This window comes from Ottowia flava (genome assembly GCF_008017535.1).
Lineage (GTDB): Bacteria > Pseudomonadota > Gammaproteobacteria > Burkholderiales > Burkholderiaceae_C > Ottowia > Ottowia flava.
In genome coordinates this window covers 75,480-90,773 of sequence record NZ_VRUA01000012.1, presented here as the reverse complement: position 1 = coordinate 90,773, position 15,294 = coordinate 75,480, and the positions used below count along the sequence as shown (strand labels likewise).

Genomic DNA, 15,294 nt, shown 5'->3' with positions numbered 1-15,294 from the left:
CTATTACTGCATATAGTATGCATTTTGCTACACCAAACATAGCTACCTACGCCGGCGGGGCAATCGCTGCAGCTTGATTTGTTTCGGAAAAACACATGGAAGAACGTTCGCGGCATGGCACAAACACCTGCTCGACATGGCCCGTCATCACCCCGCGTAGCGCCAGGTGGCGTGACAGTGCGTGCCACCGCCGGGGTACCGTCACAATGCGTTAGCCTATTCTGGGTAATATCGGGCTCCAGCGCCGGTGCCATCTGCGCGAGCAGCTATCAAAAGTGCAGTCCTTGGCGCCAACGCTGCGCTCGCCTGTGGTCGGCGGTTATGCTCGCGCCACCATGAGCACGCCCACTTTCCTCTGGCACGACTACGAGACCTTCGGTGCCAACCCGCGGCGCGACCGGCCCGCGCAGTTCGCCGCCATCCGGACCGACGCCGAACTGAACGAAATCGGCGAGCCGGTGATGCTGTACTGCCAGCCCGCCAGCGACGCATTGCCCGAACCCGAGTCCTGCCTGATCACCGGCATCACGCCGCAGGAATGCGCGGCCAAAGGCGTACCCGAACACGAATTTGCTCGCCGGATTCAGGCCCTGTTGGCCGAGCCCGGCACCATCGGCGTCGGCTACAACTCGATCCGCTTTGACGACGAGGTCACGCGCTTCTTGCTGTGGCGCAACCTGCGCGACCCCTACGCGCGCGAGTGGCAGAACGATTGCGGACGCTGGGACCTGCTGGACGTCGTGCGCGCCGCCCACGCGCTGCGCCCGGAGGGCATCGAATGGCCGGTCGGCGACGACGGCCAGACCAGCTTCCGCCTGGAAAAGCTCAGCGCCGCCAATGGCTTGCTGCACGAGGCGGCGCACGACGCGCTGTCCGACGTGCGCGCCACCATCGCACTGGCCCGCCTGCTGCGCGAGCGCCAGCCCAAGCTGTTTGACTTCTGCCTGTCACTGCGAAAGAAAGAGCGCGTCGCGCAGGAGCTGGGCCTGCCCAGCACGCTGCGCGACGCGCGGCCCTTCCTGCACATCAGCGGCATGTTCGGCGCCGCGCGCGGCTGCGTTGCCGTGATGTGGCCGCTGGCCATGCACCCGACCAACAAGAACGAATTGCTGGCCTGGGACCTGTCCGCCGACCCCGCCGAACTGGCCGATCTGCAACCCGACCAAGTGCGCGAGCGCCTGTTTACGCCCAACGCCGAGCTGCCGGAGGGCGTGACGCGCCTGCCCATCAAGGGCGTGCACCTGAACAAATCGCCCATCGTCGTCAGCAGCCTGAAGACGCTGCGGCCCGAGTTGGCCGAACGCTGGGGCATCGACATGGCTCAGGCCGCGCACCACGCCGACACGCTGCGCGCGTTGCCCGACCTGAGTGCGCTGTGGCCCGCCGTGTTTGAGCGCCCGCGTGGCGAGCCGCTGGACGTCGACGAAGACCTGTACGGCGGCTTCGTCGGCAACAACGACCGCCGCCGGCTGGAGACGCTGCTCGGGCTGTCGCCCGATGAACTGGCGCGCGACCGCACCGGCTTTGACGACCCGCGCCTGGCCGAGCTGGTGTTCCGCTACCGCGCCCGCAATTTCCCGGACACGTTGAATGAAGCCGACGCCGAGCGCTGGCAAGCGCACCGCGTTGCGCGTCTGCTGGAGGGCGAAGGCGGAGCACTCACGGTGCAGGCATTGTTTGACCGCATCGACGCCCTGGCCGAATCGGCCGACGATGAGCGCACCCACAGTATTCTGGAAGCGCTGTATGAATGGGGCGAGGCATCGGCGCCCGACGCGTGATCGCTTGATGCGCTCTCTGCAGCGCAGTCGGGGGCGTTTTTTTCGCGGTGGTTAGATGGGTTTTCCCAGAAGAACCGACGAGGCAAGGGCTGGTTCGAACAGTCCTTGGCGTGTGATGGTCCTTCCATGACCGGATTGGGTAGCGCCACATTAGCGTTGGGATGGCAGGCAGCGAGGCAGACGCCTCGCATCAGCGTTGCGTGTTTTTTTCCCATGGAGAAGTCGGCGCGGATCAGAGGTTCGCCCGCAACTGCCTCGACCGACAACCGGTTGCGAGCGATATCGGAAAGTTAATTGCTATCGATCTGGAAGCTGCTTGCGCAAGTGGTTGTAGGGCCGAATGGCTATTTTCTTAAGATATGACGGTCGATGCCAGCCTGATCTTCAAGCCCGCCAGGCTGCCCACCACAGCCGCGCGCGCATGCCCAGCGTGGTCGTGTAGCCGACGCTGGTGCTGCTGATGCGGCCGTCCGGCGCGACCACCACCAGCGCTGGCACGGCGCCCAGGCCGTAGCGGCGTGCGATGTCGGCGCGCGGGTCGATCACGGTGGCCCAGTCGAGGCCGCGCTGAGCCATCACGCGGCCGACGTTGGCGACGTCGCCGGAGCTCATCGCGACGGTCAGTACCGGCCAGTCGGCCGCCACGCGGCTGACGTTGCCTTCTTCCATGCGGCAGATACCGCACCATTCCGCCCAGAAGTGCAGCGCCACCGGCCGGCCCGGGTGCGCTGCACGCCATTGCGCCAACGACATCGTCACACCAGGCTGGGTGCTGACCGCCAGCGCGTCAAAGTCCGGCGCCGGCCCGCTGGGCACGTGGCGCGTCTGCCACCATTGAAAGCCGACCAGGATGGCCAAGGCCATCAGCAGGTTGGGGAGCCAGCGGCGCATGCGGGCGGCAAGGCCCGCGCGCGGCGGAGAGCTGGGAAGGGGGGAAGCGGCGGTCATCGTGGGTTTCGGGGAGGGCGCTGGCTGCGGTGGCGTTGGCGTTGGCGCGAGTCCGCAGCCGTAACCGTTCGAGCCGGTCGTGTGCACACAAGGGTGATGCCCCGACGCCTTGTCGTTAGCCGCGCCTCGCGTTCCGTAAGGTCCCCGGTCGGCGCCGAAGTTCCGCCCAAACAGGCTGCGGCAAGAGGTGCGTGAGCGCGCCACTCGGGCATTCGCCCAAGGCCTCAGTCGCGCCGGTTGAATGCGATTTCGAGCGGGTTGTAGTAGCGACCGCCGTCTGACGGCAGCTTTTCGGTACGGTCCAAGGCGCGCAGCACGGCGTCGTCCCAGGACTTCACGCCGCTGGATTTCACAACGCGGGCGCTGATGATGGTGCCGGTCGGCCCCGTGCGTACTTCCACCACGGTGCGCGGGTTGCCGGGCACGTCGTCCGTGAACACGATGTTCGGGCGCACCGCGGCGCGGATACGGCCCGCATAGCCCGCCGAGGGACCTGCGTCGCGTTCGTCCTGACCGCCGGTGTTGCCACCGCCCTTGCCTTTGCCAGCGGCCGTTCCGCCATCCGAATCCGCGCTGCCGGCCATCTTGGCCATGCGCGCCAGTTCGGCTTTGCGACGGGCGTCCGATTCCTTGGCGTCGCGCGCCGCGGCTTCGGCCTTGGCCTTCTTGGCGTCGGCGGCGGCCTGGGCTTTTTCGGCGGCCTCGGCCTTGGCTTCTGCCTTCGCCTTCTCGGCGGCCTCGGCTTTGGCCTTGGCTTGCTTTTCCGCTTCGGCTTTCTTCTTGGCTTCGGCCGCGGCTTCGCGGCGCTCGGCTTCTTCTTCCTTTTTCTTTTCAGCAGCGGCCTGCTTGCGCTGCTCTTCGTCCTTGCGCTTCTTCTCTTCGGCCGCTTTCTTCTGCGCCAGTTCGCGTTTTTCCTCGGCCTTCTCCTTTTCGCGCTCGCGCCTCTCCTTCTCTTCCTCGCGGCGCTCTTTTTCTTCCTCGCGCTTGCGCTCGGCTTCTTTCTTGGCCAGCGCCAGCTTGCGCGCTTCGTCCTCTTTTTTCTTCTTCTGGGCGAGGGCGATCTCGGCGTCGCGCGCTTCGTCCACCTCGGGCTTCGGCGGTGGTGTCGGTTTGGGGGCGGGGGCCTTCACTTCCGGCTTGGGATCGGGCTTGGGTGGCGGCGGGGGAGGCACCGCGCGCTCGACCGGTGGCGGCGGAGGGGGGGGCGCTTTGGGCGCTGCCTTGGCCGAAGCGGACTGCGCGGTCGGGGACCACAGCTCGGCCTCCACCGCGTCTTCGGTGGCTTCGTGCTTCCAGTTCAGGCCCCAGGTCAGCGCCAGGATCAGCAGCAGGTGGGCGATCAACGCCAGCGTGAGCGCACGGCCAATGCCGCGCTGGGGCGGTGGGGCGAATTCGTTGCGCTCGGCGGTGCTGGCGTTCACGGGCGGCGCCTTACTTCACCGACAGGCCGACGCGCTGCACGCCAGCTTCGCGCAGCTGTTTCATCATGGTGATGACCTGCTGGTAGCGCAGTTCGCTGTCGGCGGCGATCATGACCGGCATCTCGGGGTTGTCGGACAGGGCAGCCTTGATCGCGGAAATGGCTTCCTTGTCGGTGATGTCTTTTTCCTTCAGTTCGCCCCCCAACGACAGCTTGCCTTCGTTGTCGATCAGCACGTCGATGCGCTTGTCCGGCGTCTTGCTGGACTGCCCAGCCGTCGGGATATTGATGCTGCCCGGCGTGATGACGGTGGCCGTGACCATGAAGATGATCAGCAGCACCAGCATCACGTCGATGAAGGGCACCATGTTGATTTCGTTCATGGCGCGGCGGCCACGGCCGCGGGAGCTGACGTTGGGCATGGCCTCAGTATCCGGTGGGCGAGCCCGTGGCCGGGCCGGCTGGCGGCGTGTGCACGCCGAGGTTGCGCTGCAGGATGTTGGAGAACTCTTCGATGAAGGTTTCCTGCTTGATCGAAATGCGGTCGATGTCGCGCGCGAAGCGGTTGTATGCCACGACCGCCGGGATGGCGGCGAACAGGCCGAGCGCCGTCGCCACTAGAGCCTCGGCAATGCCCGGCGCCACCGTCGCCAGCGTCACCTGCTGCAGACCGGCCAGGCCGGTGAAGGCGTGCATGATTCCCCACACGGTACCGAACAGGCCGACGTAAGGGCTGATGGAGCCGACCGAGGCCAGGAAGGACAGGTTGGATTCGGTGGCGTCCATCTCGCGTTGAAAGCTCGCGCGCATGGCGCGGCGCGCACCGTCGAGCAGGGTGCCGGGGTCGGCGATGCGGCGTTCGCGTAGCTTCTGGTATTCGCGCATACCGCTGGCGAAGATGCGTTCCATCGGGCCGCCCTGGCGCGCGTTCTGCGCGGCGGCGGCGTACAGGTCGTTCAGGCTGGTGCCGGACCAGAACTCGCGCTCGAATTCGTCGTTCTGCGCCTTGATTTCCTTCAGCGAGCGCAGCTTGCGGAAGATCGCGGCCCAGCTGGCGATGGAGCCGATCAGCAGCACCAGCATCACCAACTGCACGGTGAAGCTGGCGTGCAAGACCAGCTGGAGGATGGACATGTCCTGGTTCATGGATTTAACTTTTCTAGGATGGCGGACGGGATGCGCGCCGGCTTCATGGATTCGGCTTCAACCCAGCCGATGCGGATGCTGCCTTCGCACAGCAGGGCAGGTTGCGCGGCGTCGGCCGCTACCGTGCCGGGCTTCAACCAAGCCTGCTGCTGGACCACTAGGGCCGTCCGGCCGCTGGATTGGAGTTGGGCGGTGACCAGAAGTTCATCGTCCAGGCGGGCGGGCCGCCGGTATTTGAGAGCCGCGTCCGCCACGACGAACATGCCGCCGGCTTCCTCGCGCAGCGCCCACTGGCCGATGCCCAGCGCACGCAGCCATTCGGTGCGGGCGCGCTCAAAGTACTTCAGGTAATTGGCGTAGAAGACGATGCCACCGGCATCGGTGTCTTCCCAGTAGACGCGGATGGGCAACTCAAAAGCCATCGGCCCCGGTCCCTTACGCCAGCACCTCGCGCAGACGGGCCACCGCGGCTTCCAGCTGCGGCATGGCATTGGCGGTGGAAAAGCGGATGTAGCGCGCCGTGTCGGCATGGCCGAAGTCGCGCCCCGGCGTCACCGCCAGATGCGCACGCTTCATCAGCTCAAACGCGAATTCCCAGCTGCCTGCTGTCTGCATGCCGCTATTGTATTCGGAGCGAGAGGCGAACAGTTTGTCACATGCGCGGCTGCAATCGGCCCAGGCGTAGAAGGCGCCGTCGGGGGTCACCGGCACATCCAGGCCCAGCTCGCGCAGTGCGGGAACGAACCAGTCGCGGCGCGCCTTGAATTCGGCGCGGCGGCGCTCGTACTCGGCCAGGCTGTCGGGTTCAAAGCAGGCCAGCGCGGCGTACTGCGACACCGTGCTGGCGCAGATGAACAGGTGCTGGGCGATCTGCTCGACCACGTCGACCAGCGCGTCCGGCACCACCAGCCAGCCGAGGCGCCAGCCGGTCATGTTGAAGTATTTGCTGAAGCTGTTGATGCTGATGATGTCGTCCGACAGGCCCAGCGCGCTGTGGCTGTAGGTGTCTTCGTAACTCAGGCCCAGGTAGATCTCGTCGACCAGGGTGATGCCACCGCGTTCGGTCACGACGTCGTGGATGCGGCGCAGCTCGTCGGGATGGATCGAGGTGCCGGTCGGGTTGGAGGGCGACGCCAGCATCACGCCCCGCGTACGCGCTCCCCAGGCGTCGGCGACCTTCTCGGCGCTGAGCTGAAAGCGCTCCGCCGCCGTCGCAGGCAGCAACACGGCGCGGCCTTCGGCGGCGCTGACGAACTGCCGGTTGCACGGATAGCTGGGGTCCGGCATTAGGATTTCGTCGCCGGCGTCGATCAGCGCCAGGCAGGCCAGTTGCAGGGCCGCAGAAGCGCCTGCGGTCACCACGATGCGGCGCGCCGGCACTTGCAAGCCGAAGCGCTGCGCGTACCAGTCGCTGATGCGCTCGCGCAGCGGCATCAGGCCAGTGGCTTGCGTGTACTGCGTGCGCCCGTCGCGAATGGCGCGTTCAGCCGCCTCGCGCACCAGCGGCGGCGCGGTGAAATCGGGCTCGCCGATGTTCAGGTAGATCATGGGCCGGTCGCTGCCGGCAGCTTCGCGGGCAATGGCGTTGGCCGACTTGGCCATCTCCATCACGTAAAACGGCTCAATGCGCTGGGCGCGGGCGGAAATTCTCATGCGGCGATTAGAGCACTGCGCGACTGGCAGGCATTCAGTGGGCGCGTTCCAAGACAATCTGTGTTGGCCCGGCGGGCAAGTCCATCACCCAGCCATGGGCTGCATTGCGGCCGCTGGCCAAGGGTGCGCGCCAACCTTCAGGCAATTGCAGAGCCAGGCCGCGAATCGCCTCCGGCGCGTGAATTCGCAGGTGCGGCGCGCTCGTGGAGTCTCCAGGCGTGACGTCGATCTGAACAGCATCGCGTGCCCGCCACCAAGCGCCGAATTCACCAACCGTGCCGAACCATGCGCCACGCTCGCGCATGGCGGTGACAAACGCTTCCTGAAAGCGCAGCTTGTCGTCCAGCACGTTGGGGTGGATCAGCACGAGGCAAAGGCCGCCGTAGCGCGCCAACCGGTCCGCCACCTTGATCGCCTGCGGCAACAGCACTGTGTCCATGGGGCGCACACGCTCGTCCTCCAGCGTGATCGGGAACTCGAAAACCGCGACGGGTGCACGCCCCTCGCGCTGGTGGCTCAACTGGAACGGAAGGTGGCTCAGCGCCATGCCGGATGACACGGACGAGCTGAAACGGTAGCCTGTCGCCTGTAGCGCTTCGGGTAAGGACTTCGGATAGGCCAGATGACCGGGCCGGAAGCTGTCCACCTTGCGGCCGCCCGAGGCCTGTTCAAGCAGCATCTGGCTGATGCGCAACTCGCCCAGCACCGTGGCGCCGCGCGTCTTTTCCTTGGACTGCACATAGGGTGTGTAGTCAGAATAAATTTCTTCGCCGGTGCCCACCGGTACCGTCGCAAACACGGGCGTGTGGGCCACCGAATGGCTGGCCAGTTCACCGCCTAACGCCTGCAGCTCGCGCGCCAGCGCCAAGCCATTAGCGTCAAAGAAGCGCTCATCGCTCCAGTCCTTCACGTACTTAGTCTGCACGAAGAAGGTAGACCGCACTTTCTGGCGGGCTTCGCTGCGCGCGTAGTCCAGAGCGTTGCGCATTGATCCGCTGAAATCCACATCGTGCGACAGCACGACCGACAGGGCGCGGCCTTCCGGCGCGGTGGCCAGCGTCACGGCGGAGGGCTGCCCTTCCCGGTAAACGGCTTTCAGCCAGCGCAGCAGGACATCAACCGCGGGCTCGTAGCTGTTGATGTATTCCTGCCACAGCGCGCGCCGACCTTGCTGCGCGCCGGCGATGAAGGCGCCCGCGTCGAAAGCCAAGGTGTAGGCACGACCTTTGCCGTGGCGGTGCTCCAGCAGGGCCGGACTGGCGTCTTCGAATGTCGCCAGCACGCGCGCAGCCGGCGCGGCTTGCAGGCCAACGCCACGCAGCGGTGCCTGGGCGGTGCCCAAGCGGATCTCGCGCTCTTGCGGTGCGTCAAAGCCCCAACGCTGCGCGCCAGGCGACTCGAAGCGCAGTTGCCGCCGCTCGGCGCCTTCCTGCACGGACGTCAGTCCGAACACGTCCGCGAGGCCGGCACCCAGCACCTCGAAGCCGATCACCGTGCCACCCGCCTGCACATGCTGGCGCAAGGCCATCGACGCTGCGGCGGAGACTGTTCGACCCGACACGCGCGGATAGGCGAGGACAACGGTGTGCTGGGTGGCGCGGGCGGCCTCGGTGGTGACGACCAAGGGCACGCCGATGCTGCGCAGGCCGAACGCCAGGCTCAACCAGTCGCTGTCGGGGTCGGTGACCCATAGGGCCAGTGCAGAAGTTCCGCCGCTGGCGGGAAAGGCATCAGGCAAGGCTGCGGCCGGTGCTGCGGGCAGGGGCGTGATGGCTGACGGTCCCGCGACCCCCGGTATGCGCACAGCGGGGTCGAGCAGGCGCGATACGATCAGGCCGCCCAACACCAGCGCGACAGCGGCCACCAGGCCGATCAGCGCGCGGCGCATGGTGTCAGGCGTTGGGGCGGGGCTGGCTGGCGCCGCGGTCGGCAGCCACCTCGGCTGGACGCAGCTGCGGCGCGATGCCGTTCAGCACCGCATTGACGTACTTGTGGCCGTCCGTGCCGCCGAAGTCCTTGGCCAGCTCGATGCATTCGTTCAGCACCACGCGCCAGGGCACGTCGGGGCAGCGCAGGAATTCGTAAGCGCCAATCCACATGCAGCCGTGCTCGATCGGCGAGATCTGGCCCAGTTCGCGGTCGAGCTTGGGCACGATCAGCGCGTCCAGGTCGTCTTTCAGCTCAATGCAGCCGCGCAGCAGGGCGTCGTAATGCACCGAATCGGCCTTGCTGAAGCCCTGCAACTCGCGCGTGAAGGCGTCGATCACGGCGACGTCGCTGCCGCCCACGAAATGCTGGTAGAGGCCTTGCAGCGCAAATTCGCGCGCGCGCGAACGAGCCGACTTGGCGGAGGACTTGCGGGTGCCATTGGCAGGCGTTGCAGCGCGCGGCGGGCGGGAAGCCGGTGCGGTGCTCATGCCAGGCGCTCCTGCAGCAGGGCCATTTCCACCGCCACGCGGGCGGCGTCGCGGCCCTTTTCCACCTGGCGGACCACGGCCTGGGGCATGTTTTCGGTCGTCAGGATGGCGTTGGCGATCGGCACGGCGTTGTCCAGCGACACGCGCGTCACGCCCGCGCCGGACTCGTTGGCGACCAGCTCGAAGTGGTAGGTCTCGCCGCGCACGATGCAGCCCAGCGCGATGAGCGCATCGAACTGCCCGTCGCCGCTGCGCGCCATCGCCTGCAGCGCCAGCGGCACTTCCAGCGCACCCGGGACTGTGACGTGCACGATCTGTTCGGGTTTGACGCCCAGCACGGCCAGCTCGGCCAGGCAGGCGTCGCGCAGCGCGTTGGTCACGCCTTCGTTGAAGCGCGCCTGCACCACGCCGATGCGCAGGTGTTGGCCGTCGAGGGCCTGGGTTTGTCCTTTGTCAGCGCCAAGCATGGCCGTCCTTTGATCCGTTCAGTCCTTGGTGATGTGGCCGGCCACATCCAGTCCGTAGCCACCGGCCATGCTGGGCAGGCGGCGCGGGGTGCCCAGCAGCAGCATGCGCTGCACGCCGCAGTCGCGCAGGATCTGCGCACCGATGCCGTAGCTGCGCAAGTCCATGCGGCCACGCTCCGGTGCGTGCGACGAGCGCGCCGTGCCCTGGAACTGCGCCAACAGCTGCTCGGCCGTTTCGCCGCAGTTCAGCAGCACCACCACGCCGCGGCCTTCCTGCTGGATGCGCTGCAGTGCGGCGTCCAGGCTCCAGGAATGCATGCCTCGGTCCAGTTCCAGCGCGTCGAGCACCGAGAGCGGTTCGTGCACGCGCACGGGTACCGGCTCGTCGGGCGCCCACTGGCCGAGCACCAGGGCCAGGTGCAGGCTGCCACTGGGCTGGTCGCGGTAGGCGTGGGCGACGAATTCACCGTGCGCCGTGCGGATGGGGCGTGACGCCACTTTCTCGACCAGCGATTCGGTGCGGCTGCGGTATTCGATGAGGTCGGCAATCGTGCCGATCTTCAGACCGTGTTCGGCGGCGAACACCTGCAGATCGGGCAGGCGGGCCATCGTGCCGTCGTCCTTCATGATCTCGCAGATCACGGCGGCGGGCTCGCACCCGGCCATGGCCGCCAGATCGCAGCCGGCTTCAGTATGGCCGGCGCGCATGAGCACGCCGCCATCCACCGCCTGCAGCGGGAAGATGTGGCCGGGTTGCACCAGGTCGGTGGGCTTGGCGTTGGCGGCCACGGCGGCCTGCACAGTGCGGGCCCGGTCGGCGGCCGAGATGCCGGTGGTCACGCCTTCGGCCGCCTCGATCGACACGGTGAAGGCCGTGCCCATCTTGGTGCCGTTGCGGGCCACCATGGGCGGCAGGTTCAGGCGCTCGCAGCGCTCGCGCGACAGCGTCAGGCACACGAGGCCGCGGCCAAAGCGCGCCATGAAGTTGATGGCTTCGGGTGTGACGTGGTCGGCGGCCAGGATCAAATCGCCTTCGTTCTCGCGGTCTTCCTCGTCGACCAGAATGACCATGCGGCCGGCGCGCAGCTCGGCAACGATGTCTTCCACGGGCGAAATGCCGGCTACTGCGGGGTCAGCGGAGGCAAGAGGGGAGTTCATGGCGGTGTTCAGCAGGCGGGTGCCAGCGGGTGCCAGCGGGTGGCGCGGTGCGCGTTGGCCGGCGCGTCGCGGTGCGGCGTCGGCAGGCAAGTCCGCCATTATCCGCCCTTTGGCACCCTGGCCGGGCAGGGGAGGGCATGTGGCCTGACGGGGCCATCAAGCTGTTCGCTAGTAAAACAATAGCTGGTTGCGCAGACCAGTCATCATGAATGGGCGATTTCGCTTATAAATCCCGCACTTTGACCGCCTGACCCATGTCGCTCGACCACCCTGTCCTTTCCTCGCTGCTGCCCGTGGTGCTGCTGATCGCCATCGGTTTTGCGGCCGGGCGCCTGAAGCTGATCCGCGGCGAGGCGGTGCGCGACCTGTCCAACCTGGTGTTCCTCGTGCTGGTGCAGGCGCTGCTGTTTCGCACCATGGCCACCGCGCACCTGGAGCGGCTGGATTTGCGCTCGGTCGCGCTGTACTACATCGTGGCCGGGGCGATGTTTTTCGTGCTGCTGTTCATCCAGGGCCTGAACAGCCGGTCGGCCGTCGTGGCGCTGGCCGCGATTTTCAGCAACACGCTGATGATCGGCGTGCCGCTGGTGCAGCTGGCCTACGGGCAGGCTGGGCTGGTCAACCTGTTCACGCTGATCTCCATGCACGCCCTGGTGCTGCTGACGCTGGCGACCATCGTGATCGAGCTGCTGGTGGCGCGCGAGCAGGCGGCCAGCGGCCAGGCGCCACAGCGCCATTTGGCGGCGACGGTGGGTCTGGCCATCAAGAACGCCATCCTGCACCCGGTGCCGCTGCCGATCATTGCGGGCTTTCTGTATTCGCTGACAGGCTGGGGGCTGCACCCGGTGGTCGAGCGGCCTCTAAAGCTGTTGGGCGATGCCTTCGGTCCGGTCGCGCTGGTGCTGGTCGGCGTGACGCTGGCGCAAACGGCCATCGGCAGCCAGCTGCGTGGCGCGCTGCGCGTGTCGGTGCTGAAGTGCGTGGTTCACCCGATCCTGATGGCGCTGGCGGGCTGGGCGTTCGGCCTGTCGGGCCTGGCCTTGTCGGTGATGGTGGTGGCGGCCGCGCTGCCGGTGGGCGCCAACGTGTTCCTGTTCTCGCAGCGCTACCACAAGGCCGAAGAGCTGGTGACCGCGTCGGTGGCGGTGTCCACCGCGATGGCAGTGGTGACCATCTCGATCACCATGGCGTTGCTGGCGCGCTGGAACTGAGGGGTGCGACCGGCTCAAGCCGCCGGCGGCTTCGTCATCTCGTCCAGCAGGCCCCAGTTCCACCAGGCCCAAGGGCGCTCGCGCACGTCGCGCTCCAGCTGCTCGATCACCTGGTCGACCGCGCGCCCAGGGTCGCCGTCCAGCTCGCGGATGCGAACGCGGACATGGCCGTCGGGCTCGGTGAACGAGGTCACGTGCAGCAGCGCTGCCTGCGTGTGCGCGGCGATGCGCTCGATCCCCGTTGCCAGATACAGCGTCTTGCCCAGAAACGGGTGGCCGCGCTTGGCCTTGGCTTCCGGGTGCCAGGCGTCGGCCAGGATGGTCCAGGTGTTGCCCAGGCCCAGGCTGTCGTAAATCTTCTTGACCGAGCGGTTGCGCTTGACCGAGGTGCCGCCGGTCATGTCGTCGAACGTGCTGATCTTGCGGTGGAAGTACGCCTTTTCCAGCTCGGACAACTGGTTGTTCTCGTCGATTTCCATCGTCAGCGAGCTCACCGGAATGCCGGCCTGCGCCACCGCGATCGGGCCCGTCAGGATGCGGTCGAAGTGCGTCAGGATGATGATGGCGCCGTGCCCGGCTTGCAGGCCCCGCTGAAGCTTCTCGATGCCCTCGATCTTGAGCGGGATGTCGCCGCCGCGGCCCACGCGGCGCAGGGCGATGGCGTCCATCAATTCATAAGCGACCAGGTTGACGTGCTGGCGCGCCCAGGCCTGCACCGTGGCCTCGCCCGCATCCGGAAAGTGCTGGCGGAACAGGGCGTGCACGGCGTCCTCGGTCGAGCGGGCTTCTGCGGCGTGCGTGCGGCGGTACAGCCAGGGCGCCAGGCGCCAGGGCCAGCGGCCGGGCAGCTTGCTGGCCAGGCGGTAGATGCGTTCTTGTTGCGGGGTGCGGATCATGAAACGGGTCGCGTGCGCTATCTAAACCATAGCTGGTTGCGCAGTGGGTTGTAGGGCTGATGCCCGATTTTTCTTCAAGGTGCCAGTCGCTCGCGCACCCAGGCATCGCCTTCGCGCCGGTACTGCAGGCGGTCGTGCAGGCGGCTTTTGCGGCCTTGCCAGAACTCCCAGCGGTCGGGCACCAGGCGGTAGCCGCCCCAGTGCGGGGGGCGTGGCGGGTTGAGCAAGAACCTGGCGCCGACCTTGGCCGCCTCGGCCGCCAGCCAGGCGCGGCTGGGGATGACCTGGCTTTGCGGGCTGGCCCAGGCGCCCAGGCGGCTGTCCAGCGGGCGGCTGGCGTAGTAGGCGTCGCTTTCGGCGTCGCTGACCTTGTCCACCCGGCCTTCGACGCGCACCACGCGCTCCAGCTCGACCCAGTGGAACTGCAGTGCGGCGAACGGGTTGCCCGCCAGCTCCTGCCCCTTGCGGCCCTGGTAGTTGGTGAACCAGACGATGCCCTGCGCGTCGTAGCCCTTGATCAGCACGATGCGCGTGCTGGGCCGCAGGTCGCTGCCGACGGTGGCCAGGGTCATGGCGTTGGGCTCAAGCACTTCACTGCGGCGCGCTTCCTCGAACCACTGGCCGAACTGCGCCATCGGGTCGGCGTGCGAGGCGTCTTCGGACAGTTCGGCGCGCTCGTAACTCTTGCGCAGATGGGCGATGTCGGACATGCGCGGCAGTATAGGCAGGGTGGGGTGCGGCAGGGCGGGCCGCGCTCAGCGGGCGTCGTCGGCTTCAGCGTGGCGCAGCAGCGCGTCCAGGCGCCGGTCGGTCACGCCGTGTGAGCGCAGGCTGCCCTGGGTCTGGCGCGCGTAGTCGAGCGTGCTGCCGTAGCGGCCGGTGGCGTGGCGGAAGATGTGGCGGTACTGTTCGGCCGTCAGCTCGCCGGTGTGTGAGGGGCTGCGGCGCGACAGGGTGAAGGCCAGCGCCGGCACCGTGCCGTGCGGCGTGGCGCAGGGCAGCCAGCGCGGGTCGTACACGCCGCTGGGCATTTCGCGCGCCCACAGCGTGTCGAACACCGCTTCGGCGGTTTCGCGGGGAATGCGGAACACCACGCCCTGGCAGCTGCCGCCGGGCAGCAGCGCAAATACGAGGCCCGGCACCTCGGGCGTGCCGCGGTTGACGCGGCTCCACATCGCCAGCGCGCGGTGCCAGCCGTGCACGCGCGTGGCGTGGCGCTCGGCAAAGTCGAAGTCGGGGCGCCAGATCAGCGAGGCGTAGCCGAACACCCACAGATCCGGCTGGGCCCCCGCGACGGCGTGCCACTGCCGGCGCGCTGCGGCCAGCATGTCCAGCGGGTCGCGGCCCGGCTGGCGCAGGTGGGCGTAGGGTGCGTAAGCGGTGGTGTCACCAGGCTGCATGGTCAGACTTTATACAATCGCCCCAACTTTTCTGGAGCGACCTCAATGACAAACGACGACAACGACGACAACCAAGGCGTGGTGTGGGCCATCCTGATTGGCGTGATTCTGCTGGCCATCAGCCTGGCCGTGGGCATGGGCCTGTACCGCACCGGCAAGGCCGCTGCGGGTGGCGCGGGCGCGGTCAGCGCCTCGTCGGCTGGTGCTGCGGCCGCAGGCGCCGGCAGCGCGGCGGCTGGCGCCGCGACGGCGTCGACCAGCCCGACCGTGGTCGCCAGCGAGCCCGCTGCCGCTGGCATGCCCGCCGGCACCGCGCCCGGCAGCACCGCCGACATGACCAGCGCATCGGCCGACGTGGCCAGCATCCGCGTGGAAAACGGCGTGGTGAAGTTTTACTTCGCCAGCGCTAGCGCGGCGCTGGCACCGGGTGCCGCCGAGGCGCTGGGTGACGTGGTCAAGGGCGTGGCCGCCGGCCAGAAGGCCGTGATCAGCGGTTTCCACGACGTCACCGGTGACCCCGCCAAGAACGAAGAGCTGGCCAAGCAGCGCGCCTTCGCCGTGCGCGACGCCCTGGCTGCCCTGGGCATCGGCGAAGACAAGATGGACTTGAAAAAGCCCGAAGTCACCACCGCCACCGGCTCGAACGCCGAAGCGCGCCGCGTGGAAGTGTCGCTGCAGTAAGCGCGCCGACCTGCTTTGGTGCAAGAGCCCGGCTTCGGCCGGGTTTTTTATGCCTGTTTCAAGAGGCGGGGATTGGCGGGTTTGCCATCAGCGCGGCGTATTCAAGCGTTTTGCTA

General features: G+C 67.4%; 16 protein-coding genes. 3 read left to right on the top strand and 13 right to left on the bottom strand.

The window, feature by feature from the left end; translation table 11 throughout:
* The first annotated feature begins 335 nt into the window (after nucleotides 1–335).
* Nucleotides 336–1,781 carry an exodeoxyribonuclease I gene (sbcB, locus tag FVQ98_RS13030; RefSeq protein ID WP_147913882.1) on the top strand — a complete coding sequence of 482 codons (1,446 nt, stop codon included), beginning with the start codon at nucleotides 336–338 and terminating at the stop codon, nucleotides 1,779–1,781.
* 384 nt (nucleotides 1,782–2,165) lie between these two features.
* On the opposite strand, the gene FVQ98_RS13025 is transcribed toward sbcB, so the two are convergent.
* From FVQ98_RS13025 to ribBA, 10 genes are all read right to left on the bottom strand, one after another.
* Nucleotides 2,166–2,729: a redoxin domain-containing protein gene (locus FVQ98_RS13025; RefSeq protein ID WP_187265726.1), complete on the bottom strand. Its 564-nt coding sequence runs from the start codon at nucleotides 2,727–2,729 to the stop codon at nucleotides 2,166–2,168.
* Nucleotides 2,730–2,953: 224 nt separating this feature from the next.
* Nucleotides 2,954–4,150, bottom strand: a complete 1,197-nt coding sequence (gene tolA, locus FVQ98_RS13020) for a cell envelope integrity protein TolA (protein WP_147913880.1) — start codon at nucleotides 4,148–4,150, stop codon at nucleotides 2,954–2,956.
* 10 nt (nucleotides 4,151–4,160) lie between these two features.
* A complete protein-coding gene (locus tag FVQ98_RS13015) occupies nucleotides 4,161–4,571 on the bottom strand; it encodes an ExbD/TolR family protein (protein ID WP_147913879.1) in 411 nt (136 codons plus the stop codon).
* Nucleotides 4,572–4,575: 4 nt separating this feature from the next.
* Entirely contained in the window at nucleotides 4,576–5,295 is a 720-nt protein-coding gene (gene tolQ / locus FVQ98_RS13010) for a protein TolQ (protein WP_147913878.1), read from the bottom strand.
* Nucleotides 5,292–5,717, bottom strand: a complete 426-nt coding sequence (locus FVQ98_RS13005) for a YbgC/FadM family acyl-CoA thioesterase (protein WP_147913877.1) — start codon at nucleotides 5,715–5,717, stop codon at nucleotides 5,292–5,294. Before FVQ98_RS13005 ends, tolQ begins: the two co-directional genes overlap by 4 nt.
* A gap of 13 nt (nucleotides 5,718–5,730) precedes the next feature.
* Complete coding sequence (locus FVQ98_RS13000) at nucleotides 5,731–6,948, bottom strand: pyridoxal phosphate-dependent aminotransferase (protein ID WP_147913876.1); 1,218 nt, start codon at nucleotides 6,946–6,948, stop codon at nucleotides 5,731–5,733.
* A 34-nt stretch (nucleotides 6,949–6,982) separates the two neighbouring features.
* Nucleotides 6,983–8,836, bottom strand: coding sequence for a polysaccharide deacetylase family protein (locus FVQ98_RS12995; RefSeq protein ID WP_147913875.1), 1,854 nt, complete (start codon nucleotides 8,834–8,836; stop codon nucleotides 6,983–6,985).
* 4 nt (nucleotides 8,837–8,840) lie between these two features.
* Nucleotides 8,841–9,365: a transcription antitermination factor NusB gene (nusB, locus tag FVQ98_RS12990; protein WP_147913874.1), complete on the bottom strand. Its 525-nt coding sequence runs from the start codon at nucleotides 9,363–9,365 to the stop codon at nucleotides 8,841–8,843.
* Nucleotides 9,362–9,832: a 6,7-dimethyl-8-ribityllumazine synthase gene (ribH, locus tag FVQ98_RS12985; protein WP_147913873.1), complete on the bottom strand. Its 471-nt coding sequence runs from the start codon at nucleotides 9,830–9,832 to the stop codon at nucleotides 9,362–9,364. The genes nusB and ribH overlap by 4 nt, the downstream gene beginning before the upstream one ends.
* A gap of 18 nt (nucleotides 9,833–9,850) precedes the next feature.
* Entirely contained in the window at nucleotides 9,851–10,990 is a 1,140-nt protein-coding gene (gene ribBA, locus FVQ98_RS12980; protein WP_147913921.1) for a bifunctional 3,4-dihydroxy-2-butanone-4-phosphate synthase/GTP cyclohydrolase II, read from the bottom strand.
* Nucleotides 10,991–11,244: 254 nt separating this feature from the next.
* Between ribBA and FVQ98_RS12975 the strand changes: the two genes are divergently transcribed.
* Entirely contained in the window at nucleotides 11,245–12,201 is a 957-nt protein-coding gene (locus tag FVQ98_RS12975; RefSeq protein WP_147913872.1) for an AEC family transporter, read from the top strand.
* Nucleotides 12,202–12,215: 14 nt separating this feature from the next.
* On the opposite strand, the gene FVQ98_RS12970 is transcribed toward FVQ98_RS12975, so the two are convergent.
* The 3 genes from FVQ98_RS12970 to FVQ98_RS12960 form a co-directional block, all read right to left on the bottom strand.
* A complete protein-coding gene (locus tag FVQ98_RS12970; RefSeq protein ID WP_147913871.1) occupies nucleotides 12,216–13,097 on the bottom strand; it encodes a lysophospholipid acyltransferase family protein in 882 nt (293 codons plus the stop codon).
* A 74-nt stretch (nucleotides 13,098–13,171) separates the two neighbouring features.
* Nucleotides 13,172–13,807 (bottom strand): pyridoxamine 5'-phosphate oxidase, encoded by a 636-nt coding sequence (pdxH, locus tag FVQ98_RS12965; RefSeq protein ID WP_147913870.1) that lies wholly within the window; start codon nucleotides 13,805–13,807, stop codon nucleotides 13,172–13,174.
* Nucleotides 13,808–13,852: 45 nt separating this feature from the next.
* On the bottom strand, nucleotides 13,853–14,497 hold the full coding sequence (locus tag FVQ98_RS12960) for a gamma-glutamylcyclotransferase (RefSeq protein ID WP_370512958.1): 645 nt from the start codon (nucleotides 14,495–14,497) through the stop codon (nucleotides 13,853–13,855).
* A 45-nt stretch (nucleotides 14,498–14,542) separates the two neighbouring features.
* On the opposite strand from FVQ98_RS12960, the gene FVQ98_RS12955 reads away from it, so the two are divergent.
* Entirely contained in the window at nucleotides 14,543–15,178 is a 636-nt protein-coding gene (locus FVQ98_RS12955; RefSeq protein ID WP_255507771.1) for an OmpA family protein, read from the top strand.
* Nucleotides 15,179–15,294 lie beyond the last annotated feature (116 nt).

Bases quoted from the DNA above. Each gene is read 5' to 3' on its own strand.
- sbcB (WP_147913882.1), top strand. From the start codon at position 336: ATGAGCACGCCCACTTTCCTCTGGCACGACTACGAGACCTTCGGTGCC.
- FVQ98_RS13025 (WP_187265726.1), bottom strand. From the start codon at position 2,729: ATGACCGCCGCTTCCCCCCTTCCCAGCTCTCCGCCGCGCGCGGGCCTT.
- FVQ98_RS13015 (WP_147913879.1), bottom strand. From the start codon at position 4,571: ATGCCCAACGTCAGCTCCCGCGGCCGTGGCCGCCGCGCCATGAACGAA.
- tolQ (WP_147913878.1), bottom strand. From the start codon at position 5,295: ATGAACCAGGACATGTCCATCCTCCAGCTGGTCTTGCACGCCAGCTTC.
- FVQ98_RS13005 (WP_147913877.1), bottom strand. From the start codon at position 5,717: ATGGCTTTTGAGTTGCCCATCCGCGTCTACTGGGAAGACACCGATGCC.
- FVQ98_RS13000 (WP_147913876.1), bottom strand. From the start codon at position 6,948: ATGAGAATTTCCGCCCGCGCCCAGCGCATTGAGCCGTTTTACGTGATG.
- FVQ98_RS12995 (WP_147913875.1), bottom strand. From the start codon at position 8,836: ATGCGCCGCGCGCTGATCGGCCTGGTGGCCGCTGTCGCGCTGGTGTTG.
- nusB (WP_147913874.1), bottom strand. From the start codon at position 9,365: ATGAGCACCGCACCGGCTTCCCGCCCGCCGCGCGCTGCAACGCCTGCC.
- ribH (WP_147913873.1), bottom strand. From the start codon at position 9,832: ATGCTTGGCGCTGACAAAGGACAAACCCAGGCCCTCGACGGCCAACAC.
- ribBA (WP_147913921.1), bottom strand. From the start codon at position 10,990: ATGAACTCCCCTCTTGCCTCCGCTGACCCCGCAGTAGCCGGCATTTCG.
- FVQ98_RS12975 (WP_147913872.1), top strand. From the start codon at position 11,245: ATGTCGCTCGACCACCCTGTCCTTTCCTCGCTGCTGCCCGTGGTGCTG.
- FVQ98_RS12970 (WP_147913871.1), bottom strand. From the start codon at position 13,097: ATGATCCGCACCCCGCAACAAGAACGCATCTACCGCCTGGCCAGCAAG.
- pdxH (WP_147913870.1), bottom strand. From the start codon at position 13,807: ATGTCCGACATCGCCCATCTGCGCAAGAGTTACGAGCGCGCCGAACTG.
- FVQ98_RS12960 (WP_370512958.1), bottom strand. From the start codon at position 14,497: ATGCAGCCTGGTGACACCACCGCTTACGCACCCTACGCCCACCTGCGC.
- FVQ98_RS12955 (WP_255507771.1), top strand. From the start codon at position 14,543: ATGACAAACGACGACAACGACGACAACCAAGGCGTGGTGTGGGCCATC.